Origin of the sequence: Parabacteroides gordonii MS-1 = DSM 23371, from assembly GCF_000969825.1 — a bacterium.
In the GTDB taxonomy this organism is placed as follows: domain Bacteria; phylum Bacteroidota; class Bacteroidia; order Bacteroidales; family Tannerellaceae; genus Parabacteroides; species Parabacteroides gordonii.
This window is the reverse complement of record NZ_KQ033919.1, coordinates 258,866-278,041: the sequence shown is the minus strand read 5'-3', so window position 1 is coordinate 278,041 and position 19,176 is coordinate 258,866. Positions and strand designations below refer to the sequence as shown.

The 19,176-nt window shown below is 45.3% G+C and carries 14 protein-coding genes; 9 read left to right on the top strand and 5 right to left on the bottom strand.

What is annotated here, in order from left to right:
• Nucleotides 1-3: 3 nt before the first annotated feature.
• From HMPREF1536_RS01205 to HMPREF1536_RS01170, 7 genes are all read left to right on the top strand, one after another.
• Entirely contained in the window at nucleotides 4-870 is an 867-nt protein-coding gene (locus HMPREF1536_RS01205; RefSeq protein ID WP_122147178.1) for an IS3 family transposase, read from the top strand.
• A 733-nt stretch (nucleotides 871-1,603) separates the two neighbouring features.
• Entirely contained in the window at nucleotides 1,604-4,681 is a 3,078-nt protein-coding gene (locus HMPREF1536_RS01195; RefSeq protein ID WP_028730584.1) for a SusC/RagA family TonB-linked outer membrane protein, read from the top strand.
• A gap of 24 nt (nucleotides 4,682-4,705) precedes the next feature.
• Entirely contained in the window at nucleotides 4,706-6,364 is a 1,659-nt protein-coding gene (locus HMPREF1536_RS01190) for a RagB/SusD family nutrient uptake outer membrane protein (RefSeq protein WP_028730583.1), read from the top strand.
• A 159-nt stretch (nucleotides 6,365-6,523) separates the two neighbouring features.
• Nucleotides 6,524-8,083, top strand: a complete 1,560-nt coding sequence (locus HMPREF1536_RS01185; RefSeq protein WP_028730582.1) for a DUF6057 family protein — start codon at nucleotides 6,524-6,526, stop codon at nucleotides 8,081-8,083.
• Nucleotides 8,084-8,095: 12 nt separating this feature from the next.
• Entirely contained in the window at nucleotides 8,096-9,577 is a 1,482-nt protein-coding gene (locus tag HMPREF1536_RS01180) for a TolB family protein (protein ID WP_028730581.1), read from the top strand.
• Between the two features lie 52 nt (nucleotides 9,578-9,629).
• Nucleotides 9,630-10,184 carry a DUF3332 domain-containing protein gene (locus tag HMPREF1536_RS01175; protein ID WP_028730580.1) on the top strand — a complete coding sequence of 185 codons (555 nt, stop codon included), beginning with the start codon at nucleotides 9,630-9,632 and terminating at the stop codon, nucleotides 10,182-10,184.
• Between the two features lie 95 nt (nucleotides 10,185-10,279).
• Nucleotides 10,280-13,660 carry a glycoside hydrolase family 2 TIM barrel-domain containing protein gene (locus tag HMPREF1536_RS01170; protein WP_028730579.1) on the top strand — a complete coding sequence of 1,127 codons (3,381 nt, stop codon included), beginning with the start codon at nucleotides 10,280-10,282 and terminating at the stop codon, nucleotides 13,658-13,660.
• Nucleotides 13,661-13,748: 88 nt separating this feature from the next.
• Here HMPREF1536_RS01170 and HMPREF1536_RS01165 read toward each other — a convergent pair whose 3' ends face one another.
• The 4 genes from HMPREF1536_RS01165 to HMPREF1536_RS01150 are packed head-to-tail and all read right to left on the bottom strand — an operon-like array spanning nucleotide 13,749 to nucleotide 17,067.
• Nucleotides 13,749-14,606 carry a TIGR01777 family oxidoreductase gene (locus tag HMPREF1536_RS01165; RefSeq protein WP_028730578.1) on the bottom strand — a complete coding sequence of 286 codons (858 nt, stop codon included), beginning with the start codon at nucleotides 14,604-14,606 and terminating at the stop codon, nucleotides 13,749-13,751.
• A gap of 57 nt (nucleotides 14,607-14,663) precedes the next feature.
• Nucleotides 14,664-15,293 (bottom strand): hypothetical protein, encoded by a 630-nt coding sequence (locus tag HMPREF1536_RS01160; protein WP_028730577.1) that lies wholly within the window; start codon nucleotides 15,291-15,293, stop codon nucleotides 14,664-14,666.
• Between the two features lie 2 nt (nucleotides 15,294-15,295).
• A complete protein-coding gene (locus HMPREF1536_RS01155; protein ID WP_028730576.1) occupies nucleotides 15,296-16,279 on the bottom strand; it encodes a TlpA disulfide reductase family protein in 984 nt (327 codons plus the stop codon).
• A gap of 14 nt (nucleotides 16,280-16,293) precedes the next feature.
• Nucleotides 16,294-17,067: an EFR1 family ferrodoxin gene (locus HMPREF1536_RS01150; RefSeq protein WP_028730575.1), complete on the bottom strand. Its 774-nt coding sequence runs from the start codon at nucleotides 17,065-17,067 to the stop codon at nucleotides 16,294-16,296.
• Between the two features lie 90 nt (nucleotides 17,068-17,157).
• On the opposite strand from HMPREF1536_RS01150, the gene HMPREF1536_RS01145 reads away from it, so the two are divergent.
• Both HMPREF1536_RS01145 and HMPREF1536_RS01140 read left to right on the top strand, forming a co-directional pair.
• Nucleotides 17,158-17,415: a hypothetical protein gene (locus tag HMPREF1536_RS01145; RefSeq protein ID WP_028730574.1), complete on the top strand. Its 258-nt coding sequence runs from the start codon at nucleotides 17,158-17,160 to the stop codon at nucleotides 17,413-17,415.
• Nucleotides 17,409-17,723 carry a type II toxin-antitoxin system RelE/ParE family toxin gene (locus tag HMPREF1536_RS01140; protein WP_028730573.1) on the top strand — a complete coding sequence of 105 codons (315 nt, stop codon included), beginning with the start codon at nucleotides 17,409-17,411 and terminating at the stop codon, nucleotides 17,721-17,723. Before HMPREF1536_RS01145 ends, HMPREF1536_RS01140 begins: the two co-directional genes overlap by 7 nt.
• 44 nt (nucleotides 17,724-17,767) lie before the next feature.
• Here the strand turns inward: HMPREF1536_RS01140 and HMPREF1536_RS01135 are convergent, their stop codons facing one another.
• Nucleotides 17,768-19,024: a TolC family protein gene (locus HMPREF1536_RS01135; RefSeq protein WP_044193803.1), complete on the bottom strand. Its 1,257-nt coding sequence runs from the start codon at nucleotides 19,022-19,024 to the stop codon at nucleotides 17,768-17,770.
• Nucleotides 19,025-19,176 lie beyond the last annotated feature (152 nt).

The following is a 19,176-nucleotide window of genomic DNA, read 5'->3' as shown; positions in this document are numbered from 1 at the left end:
GGATTGTTTGGTAATAGTAGGCAAGCCTACTATCAGTACAAGAAAGAACATGCTGGCCAAGAGATCGTGGAGAACATGATTTGTTCGGCTGTAAAGGAATATCGAATGGAAGATCCCGGCATAGGTGCTTTTAAACTGTATCTAATCCTTTGTGATCTCTATGGGCGTGATCAAATGATGGGACGTGATTCTTTTTACAAGCTTCTACGGCGTAAAAAGCTGATGCTCAAGCCTTCCAAAGGACGTCGGACAACAAACTCCAATCATCGGTATCGCAAGCATAAGAACCTGATAAAAGGCTTCACACCGGATGCGCGTAATCAATTGTGGGTAAGCGACATAACCTACATACCATTAAAAGATACGGTTTGCTATCTGCATCTGATAACTGATGCTTATTCTCATAAAATAATTGGTTGGTGCATGGCTCCCGGACTTCATGCCGTTTATACGTTAAGTGCTTTAAATCAGGCTATAAAACAGGTTGGTAGTGAACCTCTGTCAGGACTGATTCATCATTCGGACAGAGGCGTCCAGTATTGCTGTGACTTATATGTGCAGACATTGACTGACCATCATATAGCTATCAGTATGACAGAGGATTACAAGCCAACAGACAATGCTGTAGCCGAGCGGGTTAATGGAATAATCAAACAGGAGTGGCTTTACAAGATGGGGGTGTTTGAGAAGCTGGAAGAGATAGAAAAGAAAATGTGTCAAATCATTGATTTCTATAATACCAAGCGTCCTCATATGAGTAACAATATGCTTACTCCCGAGAAAGCCCACCAGGGCACAGGGGTATTGAAAAAGTACTGGAAAAACAAAGTTTATACACCCAAAGAGGCTATGAACCAGGATTATGTATAACTTTGCAAGACCCGGAAAGAATAGGCGATGGTTTATGCCATTGTTATTCCTAAACAAGAGGAAGGGCATCGAGCCCTCCCACTTGTTCCCCCGGAAAGAAAGAGGCTCCGGATTGTCCATTGTTGACCGTGTAAACTTTTTTAGTAAGACACGGTTAGCTACTGTAAAGAGTATCAGTATGAATAAACTTATTTTGACAAGTTTTTTAGTATTGAAGTAATTAATTTGTAAACCTATTTCAGGTAAAGTCACTATCCGGCAAGTAGTTATAATACCATATATTATAATAATAGAGTATCATAATATATGAGAATGCAATATCATAATATATGGTACAGAAGTATCACAATATATGGTACTAATGAATCATATATTATAATAATCTTACAGAAAAGTTACTTATTAGGTAGAAACAAACAGAGGGTATTTATTAGATAAATTAGAGATCCATAAAGACATAGTTCTAGTAGAACTATTTTAAAACAACGCTGCACAAATAGCAAAGTTTTTAATTTTAATGCATACATTTATTATAAATTCTCAGAGAAGTAGTAGCCTCTTGTCCGTATTGATAATTAACACAACTGTCAACAGGCTAAGACTTCACTTATAATTCTGAAGAAATGTATGGATAAATATCTAAAAATTTGCTAAATTTGCATCATTATTTTACCATAGTCCTACTAGAACTATGTTAGCAACAGTACTAGTATTAATTATCAATAAAAAACACATGAATTACAGGTCTATTTTAAAGCAAAATCAACTATCATTGCTTTTAATCGCACTTGCTTTTCCTGTTTCAGTAACCGCATCTTCCCTGTATGCCACTACAGCAGAAGTATCTATTACACAACAGAAAAAAGCCATAAGCGGAGTAGTTTTCGACGGTGGAATGAATGAACCATTGATTGGAGCCAATGTTGTTATTAAAGGAACAACGAACGGTACGGTTACCGATCTGGATGGAAAATTCACACTAGAAGCCAATCCTAACGACATTCTGGTCATCAGTAGCATCGGATTTAAAACACTGGAAATTAAAGCATCTGAAGCTTCCAAAGGAAAAATAACTTTGAAGGAAGATTCACAGGCGCTGGATGAAGTTGTAGTTGTTGGCTATGGTGTACAGAAGAAAGCAAACCTGACAGGGTCAGTTGCTACTGTAAAAGCGGAGACATTAGAATCCAGACCCGTATCCAGCGTATCTGCTGCATTAGCCGGACAGATGCCAGGTGTTACGGCAATTCAAAGTTCAGGTCGTCCGGGCAGCCAGACCGGAACTATTACTATTCGTGGTAAAAACTCTGTCAATGCCGTAAGTCCTCTTGTTATTGTAGATGGTGTACCCGGAAGTATGAATACAATCGACCCGTCTGATATCGAGAGCCTGACTGTACTAAAAGATGCTTCTTCCGCTGCCATCTATGGTGTACAAGCAGCAAACGGAGTAATCCTTATCACGACTAAAAAAGGTAAAAAAGGGGAAAGAGCTCGCGTAAGCTATTCTGGTAATGTAGCTTGGGCAACTCCGACCATGCGTCCCAAATTCCTGGGATCAGCTGATTATGCAATGCTATACAACGAAGCGACATTAAATGATAATCCTAACAATCCGCTTCGTTTCACAGATGAAGATATCGAACTTTATCGCAATGGCTCCGACCCATACGGTCACCCGAACACAGACTGGTATAAGGAAACAATGAAGAAAAACTCCATTGAAACGATGCACCACTTATCCATCAGCGGAGGTTCAGAAAAGACCAGTTATAGCGCATCTGTCGGTTACACTCAACAGGACGGTTTGATAGACGCTAATAATTATAAACGTTTCAATGCCCGCACAAGTATCGATTCACAAATCAACAAATGGTTTTCCGCCGGAATGAATGTTTCAGGCTACCGAGGTACTCTGATGGACGGATGGAACAGTGTGGCTAGTATGACACAATTCACAAACCGCGCCACTCCGATTGAAGGTGTCCGTAATGAAAATGGAGACTTTCTTTACCACGGAAAAGACAATCCGGTCGCTTTATTAGGACGTGACGGCTTCAAAAGGACAATGGATCAACAAGTAAACGGAACATTGTACGGACAAGTCAACATCCTGCCAAATTTATCTGCCAAAGCATTATTCTCTATCCGTAACGACTTCCGCGACGAAAATGGTTTCAAGACAAACATTGTTTACGGTGAGAAAAACGAGGCCAACACCGGATTACGCGAAGCTAATGAAAAACAGACTTGGTGGAACTGGTATACCACACAGGTTCTGATAAATTATAATGAAACCTGGGGGAAACACGACCTGGGCTTACTTGCCGGTTTCGAACAGATCGACCAACGTTATAAACATTTGGAAGCAACCCGCAAAGGAGGAGGCAACAATGAGTTGCAGGAATCATTGAGTACGTTGGATGCTTCATCACAAACAAATAAGGAAACAGGTTACGAAGTTGCTCACCGTTCTTATTTCGGCCGTGCACAATACAGTTTTGCTGACAAATATCTTTTTGAAGCCAATGTCCGCATAGACGGTTCCTCTCGCTTTGCTTCAGGTAACCGCTGGGGAACCTTCCCTGCTTTTTCGGCCGGTTGGAGAATAACGGAAGAAGAATTTATGAAGAACGCCGATATTAGTTGGCTGAGTAACCTGAAACTGCGTGTAGGCTGGGGACAGACCGGTAACGAAGAATTGAAAGACGATGAAGTTTATCTGACAATTCCTTCTTACGCTTATGAAAAGTATATGTTTGGCAATTCCCTATATTCTACTGCATATGAAAGTCGCTATGCCAACAAGGATCTGAAATGGGCTACTGTTACCAGTCTGGAAGGAGCCATCGAAGCTTCTTTCTTGAATAATAAATTAGGATTTGAACTGGCTGGATATAAAAAATCGACCAAAGATATGCTTCTTTTGCTCCCTGTACAAGGTGTTTTCGGCCTGGACGCTCCCAGACAGAATGCCGGTGAAGTACGGAACACAGGTTTCGACCTGAGTGTATTCCATAATAACGTGGTAAACAAGGATTTCAGATATGACATCAATTTCAACTTGGCATATGTTCACAACGAATTGGTCGACCTGAAAGGTACTGAAGGTAAAGAGCCAGGAGACGGACGCGATAATTTCTGGTTCTTGGAAGGATATCCTATCGGTTCTTATTACGGCTACAAAGCTGACGGTTATTTCAACACAGAAGATGATCTGAAGAATCATGCCAAACGCACTGGAACAGAACAATTGGGCGACATCAAATATGTGGACCTGAACAATGACGGAAAGATCGATGCAGCCAACGACCGCGAAGTAATCGGCAAAGAATTCCCTAGTTGGACTGCCGGACTTGGTGCCAATCTTTACTACAAGAATTTCGACCTGTCATTCTTCTTTCAGGGAGCTTTCGATGTAGATGCCTATGTAAACGGTGAAGCAGCCTATGCTTTCTTTAACGGAGGTAAAGTACTGGAACGCCATCTGGATCGTTGGACTCCGACCAACCACGACGCATCTTATCCGCGCATCACGATGTCCGACCAGATCAACTACCAGCTCTCTTCCTATTGGTTGGAAGACGCTTCATATGTCCGTCTTAAGAATCTGACGGTCGGTTATAACTTACCAAAAACGTTGCTGGCCAAAATCAATCTGGAACGTGTGAAAGTGTATGTAACCGGTGAAAACCTGTTCACTATTACAGGTATGGATAGCCTTGACCCGGAATCTGCACCAAGCAATTCACGCGGCGGACTTTACTCAAATGTAAGAAAGATCTCTGTGGGTCTTAAAGTTGGATTTTAAATAATTAGTTTATCAATCAGAAATATGAAAAAGAATCTTATATATATAGCTATCTCGGCTGTTACACTGCTTAGTTTCAGCTCTTGTAGCGATTTCCTGGACAGAATACCACAGGACGAACTATCCGACGGAAGTTTCTGGAAAACACCAAACGATGCTAAAATGTTCATTGGAGACGTATACCGTCAGGTTATGCCGGGGAAATATAATGGAGATGTAGACGGAGATATTGACTCGGATAATGCCGTACACGGCATCAAATGGGCAGCCGGTAATGTATCGAAAGGTATCTACGATCCGGCAGATATGGGTTGGAAAGATGATTATAAAGCCATCCGGGCCTGCAATGTATTACTGGAAAAGATCGATCTGATCGAGAACTTCCCCCAAACCGACAAAGAAGCGACGATTGGAGAAGCACGTTTCCTGCGTGCCTTCACTTATTTCGGACTGATCCAGACTTTCGGTGATGTTCCTTATGTGGAAAGCACACTTGATCTGCATGACATGGATGGCATCACCCGTACCCCGGTTGACCAGGTATATGACAAAGTAATGGAAGACCTGGACTATGCAGCAACCCACTTACCTGCCCAATGGCCGACAAGCGATTACGGACGTGCAACCAAAGGAGCAGCCAATGCGATGAAAGCCCGTGCCGCACTTTACTTCAAACATTTCGACACAGCAGTCAATGCGGCTAAGGCCGTCATGGACTCCGGCGAGTACGAGCTGTTTGATGCCAACAATACCGGCAAATACGCTGAATTGTTCTGGGAAAGCCAGGAAGCCTGTAAAGAAGCTATTTTGGTAAGACAATTCAATGCTCCGGAACTAACGCATTACCTGATCGGCTGGGAATGTTTCCCGACATTAGGCTGGGGCGGTATCAACCCGACACAGAGCCTGGTAGATGCTTTCGAATGTGCAGACGGTTCTCCCATCACAAAATCGGAAACATACGATGAAACAAATCCGTTTAAAGACCGCGACCCTCGTCTGGAAGTATGTGTATTACATGACGGTGAAGTGATGTATGGTGTTACAGTAAAAACAGCTCCGCTTAAATCAAGTGGTAGCACAGGAGTGGCACAACATAACGATGCAACCGCTACCGGCTACTATCAGCAGAAATGGCTTGATCCGAGCATCGACCCTCAATCTACAGGGTGGGATATGGGAAAAGACTGGCACGTGATCCGTTTTGCGGAAGTGCTGCTTACTTATGCCGAAGCCAAAAACGAAATATCTGGCCTGGATGCATCCGCTTTCGAAGCTGTCAACCGTGTACGCCGCCGTGTCGGCATGCCAGAACTGCAAAACACAGACGCATCCAAACCGACTTATTGCGGCACACAGGATGCACTGCGCCAGCGTATCCGCAATGAATGGCGTGTGGAATTCGCACTCGAAGGCAGTAAACGCAAATGGGACATCCGCCGTTGGGGTATCGCCAAGGATGTACTGAACGCTCCGTTCCTAGGTATGAAATACAAACTCATAGACGATCCAAACGCTTGGGAAGGTGATAATGGTAAAGTATGTATCCTGTATCAGGGAGAGAACATTAAGCTGACAGGTAGCAAATATGAAGATCATAACTATTTGTTTCCAATTCCCCAATCTGAAATAGACTTGAATCCGGCTCTGACACAGAACCCGGGTTATGCAACCAAAGATTAAATTACTATGCAGGGACATCCAACCTTCCCGGGGAGGATGTCCCTCTCTTCGTATATAAGGCGTTCGTCCCTTACCGTTGACGACCACCGTCTCTCCCCGTTGACGATGACCGTAAATAACCGAGCATGCAATCAACACATGAAAACCAGTAATATTCGAATGAAGCAAATCTCCTTTTTCCTTTCCGTCCTACTCTTTCTACTATTCTTCCTTCTCCTGGAAGGTCCGATGTTTTATATACCTTATTATCACGAACAGCATCATCTGTTCCTTTTCACTCAAACCTACCTGGACAGCCATCTTTCCGCACCGGGACAGTTGCTCGGTTACCTGACCGATTTCTGCATACAGTTCTTTTATCTGCCGCATACAGGAAAGGGTTGGTTCGCTTTGCTGCTTTCTCTACCTTATCTTCTTAACGTCACGATCTGCCACAGATTAACCAGGAAACACGATCTCTTTCTATTGGCTTTGGTTCCTTCCCTCTGGCTCCTGATCCAATACCTGTCTGTCGATTTTCCGGTTGCCCATATTGTCGGGTTAGATTTTTGCCTGCTGGTTTATTGGGCTATCAGTTCCGTAAAACCGAACCGGCTGAAACTTATATTATTCATACCGGCTACTGCCATATTATATTGGATATGCGGATGGATTTATCCAGTCATTACGCTCATTATCATTCTTATCCCGATGTTATCCGCCTTATCTGTGACCGGATATATAACAAACAATAAATACCGTCTGGCTACCAACCTATTCAGCTTACTGGTCTACGCCGGAGGTACTTTCTACTTTTTCATCTTCTCGTATAATATGCGTGAACGGCTGATCATCGAAGCTGAAATACATCTTAAGGCCGGCCAATGGGAACAGGTAATGGACTGCTGCCGACGATACCGCGGACAAAACCAGTTAATCTTATATCTCAACAATATAGCCCTTTACCATATGGGTAAAATGCCTGACAACCTGTTCGACTATCCGCAAACGATGGGAGTACAATCACTCTATCTGCCCTGGAAAAGCGATAGCCGCCAAACCGAATACGGACATTATATCTACGAACAACTCGGCTATATAAACGAAGCACACCGCTGGGCCTTTGAAGCGATGACCGTATTCGGCGAAACAGCTCCAAACCTGATCAACCTGATCCGTTACAATATCGTCAACCACCGCCCGAAAGTAGCCATGCGCTTTATCCGGAAGCTAAAGCACTCTCTTTTCTACCGGAAACAGGCAGAAAAACTGGAAAAACATCTTTCTTCCGGAGAACTCACCGGCTTAAAGACCATCCCTTACGATAAAGATGAAAAAGTCCGCTTTGCCAATATTCTGAATATAGGGCCGGAGCTTAGCTATTTATGCGATAAAGACTCTACCAACCGGATGGCGTTCGAATACCTGATGAGCGACCTGTTATTGAGTAATCAGCTAGTCCGTTTTGCAGAGAACCTGAAACGGATACGCTCTTTCTCCTATCCGGCACTTCCCCGGATATACGAGGAGGCACTTTACACCTATCGACTGGGAGTAGACGAAGATACCTTCAACAAACTAGGCTTCGACATCAGCCCGGCCACGGAAGAAAGGTTTAAAGCCTATTACGCCCTTTACCAGAGAAAAGACAGGCAGGCACTGAAGAAGCAATTCGGTAACACCTACTGGTATTACCTCAACTTTCTCAGTCCTTACGGAAACAAAGTAATCACCAAGTAATCCCCCTATAAAATGAAATATTTCCCTCTTCATTGGCACATTGGCATACTAGCCTGTTGGCTCATTATCTCCGTTAGCTGTACTCAGCCCCGTATAACCCCGGAAGTACAGACCGACAAGGCGGTCGCCCTCTTCCCCGACTATACCGGAGTCACTTTCCCTTCCAACATAGCTCCCCCCAATTTCAGGATCTTGGAAGAAGGGGACGAATTCTACACGGAGATCGGCAATAAGGAAAATACCTATATTACGATCCGAAGCAAACAGCCATCCGTAACGATCCCCGCCGGGCAATGGAAAGAGTTGCTAAAGCATACAGCCGGTAATACATTCTTTATCCGCATATCTATCAGCCAAAACGGCAAATGGACGCAACATCCGGATATTACCAATGTGATTGCCCGTTCTGCTATCGACCCGTATCTTGTTTACCGGCTACTTTACCCAGGATATGAGCTCTGGAATCAAATGGGCATTTATCAACGTGATCTGACTTCCTATAAAGAAACACCGCTTATCGAAAACCAATCCATAGAAGAAGGGTGCCTGAACTGCCACACCTTCTGTAAAAACTCTCCGGAGACAATGATGATACACATACGCGGAAAAGCGGGAGGCACATTGATCCGCCGGCAAGGGAATATAGACAGGATAGAAGTCAAAGCACAGGAAATGGCAAACTCCGGTGCCTACGCATCATGGCATCCCGAAGGCAGATACCTGGCTTTCTCCGTCAACGAGATACAGCAATACTTCCACTCCACCGGCCCTAAAGCGGTAGAGGTATCAGACTCCGAGTCAGACCTGGTGATACTGGATACGGAAACAAATACACTGATCACAGACACTGCCGTCTACGGTAAAAAGTGGATGGAAACCTTCCCTGCCTGGAACTCGTCAGGAGACATGCTTTATTACTGCCGCAGCAAGGCCATAAATAAAAAGACCCCGTTGGATAGTATCCGTTACGACCTGTACAGGATCCCTTTCAATGCGACAGATGAAAGTTTCGGAACCCCCGAATGTGTTTTCAATGCTTCCGAAACAGGCAAAAGTATCTCTTTCCCCCGTATCTCACCGGACGGAAAGTTTCTGATGTTTACCTGTTCCGATTACGGAAACTTCTCCATCTGGCACCCGGAAAGCGAATTATATCTGCTCAACCTGGAGACTGGCAATATACGTAATATGGAGGAAGTAAACAGTAACGATGTAGAAAGCTTTCACACCTGGTCATCTACCGGCGAGTGGTTCGTTTTCAGCAGTAAACGGCTGGACGGATTATGGGCACACCCTTATATAGCAAGCTTTGACAGCCGGACAGGGATGGCAGGAAAACCCTTTGTCCTTCCGCAGAAAGATCCTGATTTCTACCTCGATTTCACGAAGACATTCAACCTTCCGGAACTGATTACTAAACCGATAGAATACAGAGAAGAACTGATCGACGGGTGCCGAAATAATAGAAGAACAGTAAGTTGGAAAACAAAATAATTATTATCTTCGTCCCCAATTAACTAACTACTAACATCAATTTCAATAATTCATGAAGAAAAAAGGATTAACATTATTAGTGGCAACCACATTAGCCAGCAGTGTATTGTTCTCTTCCTGTATCGGATCGTTCGGTTTAACGAACAAACTCCTGGATTGGAACAGAAACATCGACAGTAAATTTGTAAACGAATTGGTATTTATCGCATTCTGGATCGTTCCGGTTTATGAAATATCTGCACTTGCCGACGTATTGGTTCTCAACTCCATTGAATTCTGGAGTGGAAACAATCCGGTAGCTGATGCGGGAAGTGTTAAAACAATAGAAGGAAAAGATGGTATCTACACCGTTGAAACAAAGAAGGACGGATACCATATCCAGAAAGAGGGCGAAGAAAAAGCAATCGACCTGGTATTTGACGAAACAGACAAGAGCTGGAGCGTTGAAGCTGACGGAGAAGCAACCAAATTACTGAAGTTCAAAGACAACGACGAAGTTGTTATGTTCCTCCCCGACGGTAAGGAAATGAATGTCGAGCTGAATCAGGCCGGTGTTCTGGCATTCCGTCAAGTTGTTGAAGGATACTCTTTCTATGCTGCTAAATAAATAGCATTCATACTCATCAGGGGAATTGATAATTATCCAGGTGCTTAATTATCAGTTCCCCTTTCTTCAGACTATACCAATCTAAATAAATACAGATGAAACACTCTATTAAAAAAGCTGTGCTCGCAGGAGCATTCAGTTGCTTCCTTCTGGGGTCTGTACTGGCTGACGGTACGCCAACCACCCAGGCAACGAAGCCGTATTGGCAAGACATTCAAGTCGTTGCCGTAAACAAAGAGCTGCCACGCTCCTCGTTCATGACGTACGGGGATCGTTCTACCGCTCTTTCTTCCCGCTTTGAAAAAAGTCCGTACTATTCGCTGCTGAACGGTACATGGAAGTTCTTCTTCGTAGACTCCTATAAAGATCTTCCTGCCAATATCACTGATCCTTCAATAAACACTTCTTCCTGGGATGATATTACCGTTCCGGGTAACTGGGAAGTTCAGGGACATGGCACAGCCATCTATACCAATCACGGGTATGAGTTCAAACCACGTAATCCGCAACCTCCGCAATTGCCGGAAGCTAACCCGGTAGGTGTTTACCGCCGCGACTTCGAAGTACCGGCCAACTGGGACGGACGCGATGTATATCTGCATATCGCCGGAGCCAAATCGGGCCTTTACGTTTATGTAAACGGACAGGAAGTCGGTTACAGCGAAGACTCCAAGAATCCGGCCGAATTCCTGATCAACAAATATCTGCAACCGGGTAAAAACGTACTTACCCTGAAGATATTCAGATGGAGCACCGGTTCTTATCTGGAATGCCAGGACTTCTGGCGCCTCAGCGGTATCGAACGTGATGTGTTCCTGTGGTCGCAGCCGAAGATTGCCGTGAACGACTTCCGCGTGATCTCCACACTCGACGATACGTATAAAAACGGTATCTTCAAACTGGCTGTCGACATCAAGAACCATACAAAAGAAGCCAAAGACATTACCGTATCTTACGAACTGCTGGATGCTAAAGGTCAATCCGTTGCAACAGCCGACAATAAACTATGGGTAGGTGCCAACAGCATCCAGACAGCCTCTTTTGAGAAAGACCTGAACGATGTGGCTACCTGGAACGCCGAACACCCCAATCTTTATAAACTGTTGATGACAGTAAAAGAAGATGGTAAGGTGACAGAAGTCATTCCTTATAACGTTGGTTTCCGCCGCATCGAGATCAAGCCGATCGACCAGATCGCCGGTAACGGTAAGCCGTACACAGTCCTGCTGTTCAACGGACAGCCGATCAAGTTCAAAGGCGTGAACATCCACGAACATAATCCGTTAACCGGACATTATGTAACGGAAGAACTGATGCGTAAGGACTTCGAAATCATGAAGAAGAACAACCTCAACTCCGTTCGTTTATGCCACTATCCGCAAGACCGTCGCTTCTACGAACTGTGTGACGAATATGGACTGTATGTATATGACGAAGCGAACATCGAATCGCACGGTATGTATTATAGCCTGAGTAAAGGCGGTTCACTGGGTAACAACCCGGAATGGTTGCTCCCGCACATGGATCGTACCATGAATATGTATGAACGCAACAAGAACTACCCGTCGGTAACCATCTGGTCGCTGGGTAACGAAGCCGGTAACGGATACAACTTCTATCAGACTTACCTGTATGTGAAGAATAAAGACAAAGAATTGATGGACCGTCCAGTCAACTACGAACGTGCCCTTTGGGAATGGAATACAGATATGTATGTACCGCAATACCCGAGTGCCGGATGGTTGGAAGAGATCGGAAGTAAAGGTAGCGACCGTCCGGTAGCTCCTTCCGAATATGCCCACGCAATGGGTAACTCGACCGGCAACCTATGGGATCAGTGGAAAGCGATCTACAAATATCCGAACCTTCAGGGTGGCTGGATCTGGGACTGGGTAGACCAGGGACTTCTTGTTAAAGATAAAGACGGCAAAGAATTCTATGCTTATGGCGGCGACTTCGGTGTAAACATGCCTAGCGACGGTAACTTCCTTTGCAACGGTATCGTAAACCCGGATCGCACTCCGCACCCGGCAATGGAAGAGGTTAAGTTCAGCCATCAGAATATCGGCTTTGAAGCAGTAGACGCTGCTAATGGTGTATTCAAAATCACCAACCGTTTCTACTTCACCAACCTGAAGGATTATATGATCACTTATACTGTTAAAGCAAACAACAAGGTGATCAGCAGCAACAAACTATCTCTCGATATGGCACCGCAGGCTTCACAGGAAATAACAGTTCCGGTCGCCGGATTGAAACCGCAGGCCGGTGTAGATTACCTGGTTAATTTCGTTGTTTCTTCTACCAGACCGAACGGGGTTGTTCCTGCCGGTTTCGAGGTGGCAAAGGATCAGTTCCTGTTACCTATCACTGCTGACAAGGTGGCTTATAAGGCCGGTGGCCCTAAACTGACTGTATCTGAAGAAGGTGACAATGTGAAGGTTACTTCTTCTAAAGTAAACTTCGTGTTTGATAAGAAATCTGGTGTTGTCAGCTCCTATAAGGTAGGCGGCACGGAATACTTCAACGAAGGCTTCGGTATCCAGCCGAATTTCTGGCGTGCTCCTAACGATAATGATTACGGTAGCGGTAACCCGAAACGTCTGGAAATATGGGAACTGTCGAGCCGTAACTTCAACGTAACAAAGGCATCTGCCGAAATCGTCGAAGGAAATGCGATCGTCAATGTAGAATACAAATTACCGGCCGGTAATGAGTTCCTGATTACTTACAAGATCTATCCTGACGGTGTAATGAACGTGGCTACCCACTTCACTCCTGCCCATCTGGATGGCGTAAAGATCGGTATTTCCGAAGCGACTGCCACTGCAACGTTCTCACCGGGACGTGATAAAGTGAGCGAACGCGATAAGATGGTTGTTCCCCGTATCGGCGTACGTTTCCGTCTGCCTGCTACGATGGATCAACTGGAATACTTCGGACGTGGCCCGCTGGAAAACTACTGGGATCGTAAGGCCGGTTACATAATCGGACAATACAAGAGCACAGCGGAAGATCAATACTTCCCCTATGTTCGTCCGCAGGAAAACGGCCACCATTGCGATACCCGTTGGATCACACTGGGTGGTAAGGGCAAAAACCTGTTGATCGTTGCCGACGACGAAATGGAATTCAACGCAATGCGCAACTCCGTTGAAGACTTCGATGCAGGTAAAGCAACCAACCGTCCGTTCCAATGGAACAACTTCACGCAGGAAGAGATAGACAACCGACCGAACATCGGCCCGTACGACAAACCTCGCCAGACCCATATCAACGACATCACTCCGCGTAACTTCGTGGAAGTATGTGTTGACCTGAAACAACAGGGACTGGCCGGTTACGACAGCTGGTATTCACGTCCGGAAGCCCAATACACATTGCCTGCCGATCAGGAATACAAATGGGGCTTCACTGTGATCCCCGCCGGAAATGCCGGCAGTGCACAAAAGAAAGCCGGCTTTAGCTACAAATAAGTAAAGCAATATTATAAGAAAGAAAGGGGATTCTGAATGAACAGAGTCCCCTTTTTGTATATTATTAGAATTGTTAAGTGCGTATTTACTACATCATGAAACTATACAAAGCTAGCCGTATATCCGAATAACGGAACACGTAGCCGGCAGAGAGCAGGCGGGCTGGATAAGCCTGTTGCCCTTTGGTGAGCAACTCCTCTCCTTCTCCATAGAGATAGTGAAATATTTTTCCGGGAATAGTCAGCCAGGCCGGACGGTGCATCACCTCGGCAGTCGCTTTTGCGAAAGCCCGGTTCGTCAACGGTTGAGGGGCAACCAGATTGATAACTCCGGAGAGCTCGTCATGGTCGATAATAAACTGAATAGCATACAATACATCATCTATATGTATCCACGAAAAACCTTGTTTACCGGAAGCGATCTTCCCACCCACAAAGAAACGGAACGGCAACAACATCTTCGGCAGAGCTCCCCCGTCTTTCGACAGTACCACACCGAAACGGGCAATAACCAACCGCACATCCCTCGATAGCTTCTGGGCTTCTTCTTCCCAATGGATACAGACGTCGGCCAGGAAGCCGGTGCCTTCGGAAGTGCTTGTTTCCGAATAGATACCCTCATCCGGGTAAATACCTACTGCGGAAGCGGATATAAACAATTGCGGCTTGACCGGCATCTCATTAATGATCGACACCAGTCGCCGTGTCGTATACACACGGCTGTTCTTTATTTTACGTTTAGCCCGGCCAGTCCAACGTTGATTAATGGTTGTACCGGCCAGATTGATCACGACATCACATCCGGAAAGAGCCTCTTTCAGCTTCTCATTAGTCCTGAGACGAAACATCGAATGCTTCAGAGGGACAACGATATCTCCCCTGCCGGAAAAGAAATCCGTCAGATGCCGTCCTATAAAACCGGAATTACCACTAATTGCGATCTTCATCTCCTTTTTAATCAATTTATGCTTCTCTAGTAGAACAACCTGAAGAAGTGGTTTGTTTTAATTGATTGGAGACGATTGTATTAAAGGTTGTAATTCTTCTTCAAAAATATCTTTACTGATAATACGGTAATGCGGAGAATAACTGTCTTCGAAGATTCTACTGTGATGCCCTACATATTCACCTCGGCTCAAGCGGTCGTCGATCTCTTTTTTATCTTCTTCATAACCGGGAAGGGAAAGATCCATTGAACGGATAACAGCTTCGATCTGTTCCCACTCCTTTTGCCACTCGGCTACAGGAACCGGACGGATGCCATTCACGCTACGGATAAAGGCATCGAAATATACGGGATAAGGGATTTGCCCCTTTTTAATAACGGACAGGTTCACCCGGTAGAAGTTTCCTTCCCAGCCGGTAGGTTCCGCTATTTCCCCTTTGGTATCCGTATAAGAGGCCATTTCACGGCGCAGGTAATTGGCAGCGGCAGTCGTATCGCTGACGATATGGCCGGGGCCGAATTTATCCTGAAAGAAATTCTTATACAGGTCTTTCAGTGTCGATTTGGGATAGGTCTGCATCTGCCTTTCGACAGCCTGGCGGACTGCCTTTTCAAAGTCTGTCTTCTCCGCCGCGGAACCCCACAGGCAGAGAAGACAGAGAAAGGATATAAGCAGATTTCGCTTCATACTTATTTAATGACTTCTTTTAATGTATCGTGCAATTCTTCACCGGTGATATTCTTGGCGATGATTACACCATTAGGGTCGAGCAGGACGTTGGCTGGGATACCACGAACACCGTACAATGCAGGTATTTCAGAGTCCCAATACTTCAGGTCGGATACATGTGTCCAGGTCAGCTGGTCGTCGGCAATCGCTTTCAGCCATTTGTCCTTATTGTTATCGAGGGAGATTCCCAGGATGGTGAAATTCTTATCCTTATAGTCCTGGAATGCCTTCACGACATTCGGATTCTCGCGGCGACAAGGAGGGCACCAGGATGCCCAGAAGTCGAGCAACACATATTTACCACGGAAATCAGCCAGGGCAACCGCAACTCCGGCAGTGTCCGGCAAAGAGAAATCAGGAGCCGTCTTACCGATCTGTACATTCTCCAACTGGCCGATGATACCATCCAGATCCTTTACATAAGGACAACCGGCCAAAGCCGGAGATATCTTGGCGCGGGTAGCTTTCAACTGATCCAGCGGTAACTGGTAGGTGAAATAACGATACAGATAGAAAGCCGCAGCCGGAGAGTCCGGATATTTGCTGATCAGGCTATCGATATCGAAACCATTCTCAAATACTTTGCTCTGATTTTCCTGGAAAACGGCATTCACGGGAGAGTTCTGCACGATAATCGTCTCACCGTCATTCCCAATCGTTACATCCATAGTAGTATTCTCAACAAAGAGCTGCACCGGATAATTCATATTCTCGGTGGCCAGACCATACAGGAGAGGCTGATCCACTTCCCCCTTAAATGTAAACTTACCTTCCTTGATCTCGGCGGTATCTACATCGAAGAACATTTTATTACGGAATGATTTCAGGTAGATCTTGCCATCCGGCATATTCTCTACGACTCCGTTTATCACATAACCTTTAGGCGTTTCCTGGCAGCTAGCCAACAGGAATACGGCCATAACCATCATTAACAGTTGTTTCATTTGACGTTGTTTTTTTATTTAATACCGGGATGATGATATCTCCCTTTCTTCAGGCTTATCTTACCATACTCTATGGCGCGTACCGGGCAACGGTGAATACAGGCAACACATTGCACACAGGTATCCGACCAAACAGGCTTCCCATCGGACAGTGTGATCGTGCCGGTTGGACAAACCCGTTCGCACAAGCCACAAGAGATACAGTCGTCTGTCACCCGAAAGGAGTTCTTCCCTATCGCAAAGTTAGTAAAAAGCGGATATACACAGTAGCTTTTCAGTCCGGGCAGGCTTCCTTTCTTGTATAAATTAACGTTTTTACCATCCCGGATAGCTTCGGCAATAGCGGCAACCGCCGAAGGGGCTTCTTTCAGTTTTTGCTCTTCCACCTCTTTACTGTCCACATCGAAACCCGGCAGCAGGATATAGTTGTTAGGCATAATGACGGAGTAACTGGCGGTCAGTGTGATACCTCTTTTCCCCAGTGCTTTCCGCATTATATCTGCGGTGTAGCCACATTCATCCCCGCAGGTGGAGACGGAGTAGACCGGTTGCTGATCGTAGCCGGTCAGCTTCAACCGAGAGATAAAGCGGGCAACAGGAACAGCCGGCCCCCAGGAGTGAACCGGGTAAACGAACAGCACTTTCTCGTCTTCCCTAAGCGGGCAGACAAATTCCTTTTTACCTGTTTTTAACTCCTTCGCAATCGAAACTACGGGCTCTCCCAAAGCAATACCCAGCGTATCTGCCACCCAACGGGAGTTGCCGGTTCCTGAAAAGTAAAATATCATACGCGTATCTCTTATTAGGCTGCAAATGTAAAAATAATTCAGAATTAATATCTTATCTTTGTCGGATAAGAAAAACTAAAGCAAATAATTATGACAACAATGGAATTAAATTTACGGAAACAAAGTCTGGCTGATCTCATCTTTTCAGCCAATGAAGAAGAGTTGACTAAACTGGAAAAGTATGCAGCAACTTTATTTCAGAAGAAGGCTACTCCCAAATGCAAGCCATATCCCTGGGCCTTATCTGAGGAAGAATTAACTTCTTGTGTCAGAGAAGCAAGAGAGGATGTCCTATATGGACGTTGCATTTCAGACGCAGACTTAACAGAAGAAATGAAAGAATGGTAAAACTGGTATGGACTACTTGTGCCAGAAAACAATTGAAAAACATCAAACAGTACTATAAAGAAATGGCTAGTGAAAAAGTAGCCATGTCTATTATTCTACAGATTCAACAAACGGCACAATTACTGACCGATCAACCTTGTCTAGGTAAATTAGAACCAGCTTTGATAAACGAACCTGAGGGTTTTCGCTCTATTATTGAAGGTAATTATAAAATAGTCTATTGGGTTGAAAAAAACACAATACGTATTGTTACTGTGTTCGACACTCGACAAGCACCTGATAAATTAAAGAATTTATTCAATCTATAATAAAGTCTCCCGGAAATAGATTCCGGGGGACTTTATTTATTTTACTACATCTCCACATCCCAAACCCCGGCACTCTTCTCCAACTCCACGAGAGCCGTACTGTAATTAAACAGCGTTTCTATATACTGAGCCTGTACATCATCATACGTTCGTTGGGCATCCAGCACTTCCAGCAGGGAGACTTCGCCACGGTTATAGCTATACACTTTCCCGTCGATCACTTCGCGGGCGGCATGGAGCATCCCCTTCTCGTAATGGCCGACCTGTTCGGTTAGCGACCGGTAACTGCGGTAGGCCTGCATCACTTCATTTTGTACCTGTAATAAAGCCTGCTGATATTGCGTCTCCGCCTGTTGCTCACGGAAACGGGCAGCACGAACGGCTCCCTTATTAAAGTTCGAGAACTTCAGGGGAACAGCAATCCCCGCCGTCACCCCGGTAAAGGGAGGAGCCGGAGCCTCTTCGTTATGTACCCGGGCATTCTTACTGACGGCGATGGAAAGATCCACATCCGTATTCCGTTCCCGACGTGCCACCTTCAAAGCACGGGATGCCACCTCTTTATTCTTCAGCGCAGCCACCAGGTCGGCACGGTTGACCGAAGCAGTAGAAATCAGGTCGGCAAGCACAAAATCACGGGGTGACAAATGCAGGGAAGCTTCCGGAACATATAAAGTATCCTGTGCAACCGCCCCGGTCAGCAAGTTCAGGTTGGAAAACGCATTATGCAGATCCGTTTCCGCCTGCAACAGCTCGTTCTTCAAAATACCGGCTTCCAATCGGCTTTGTATGGCATCGATCTCCATGATCTTTCCCAACGCGAAACGGACACTGTCGCTCTCGGCAAGCTGGCGGATATTATCGTACGCATTCTGCTTTACCTTATACAATTCATATTGTTTCAACGCTTCCAGATAAGAGATCGTTGCATCCGCACGCAGGTTACGGAAATAATCGGCTAGCAACGCCTTCGACAGTTCGCTTTCACTCCGTGCCAGGGCGATATTCGCCCCACGTTTCCCGAAAGAAAAGGTCTTGCTCAACTCTACTTCCACCCCTTCTCCCATCTGCAGGTTGTTGTTCTCGTTATTAAAATAAGAGACAGAGAGATTGGGATCGTTGAATACTTTCGAAGCAATCACTTCGGCATCCGAAACATCCACATTCAGGCGTTCGGCCGCATATTCCAGGTTACCTTCCGTCACTTTCTGCATATAATGACGATAGGAAAGAGGAACCATTTGCTGGGCACTGGCTACCAGTCCCCAGGCCAGTAGGCAGATTGTAATATATTGTCGCATATCTTCTATTCTTTTTATTAGTACTTTCAAATATGTTTCTCCCTATCTCTTATATTTTTGACCCAGGTCGAAAACCTTTACCACCTAGGTCGAAAACGTTTATCACCTAGGTCAAAAACATTTACCACCAAGGTCAAAAAATCATTAGGTAG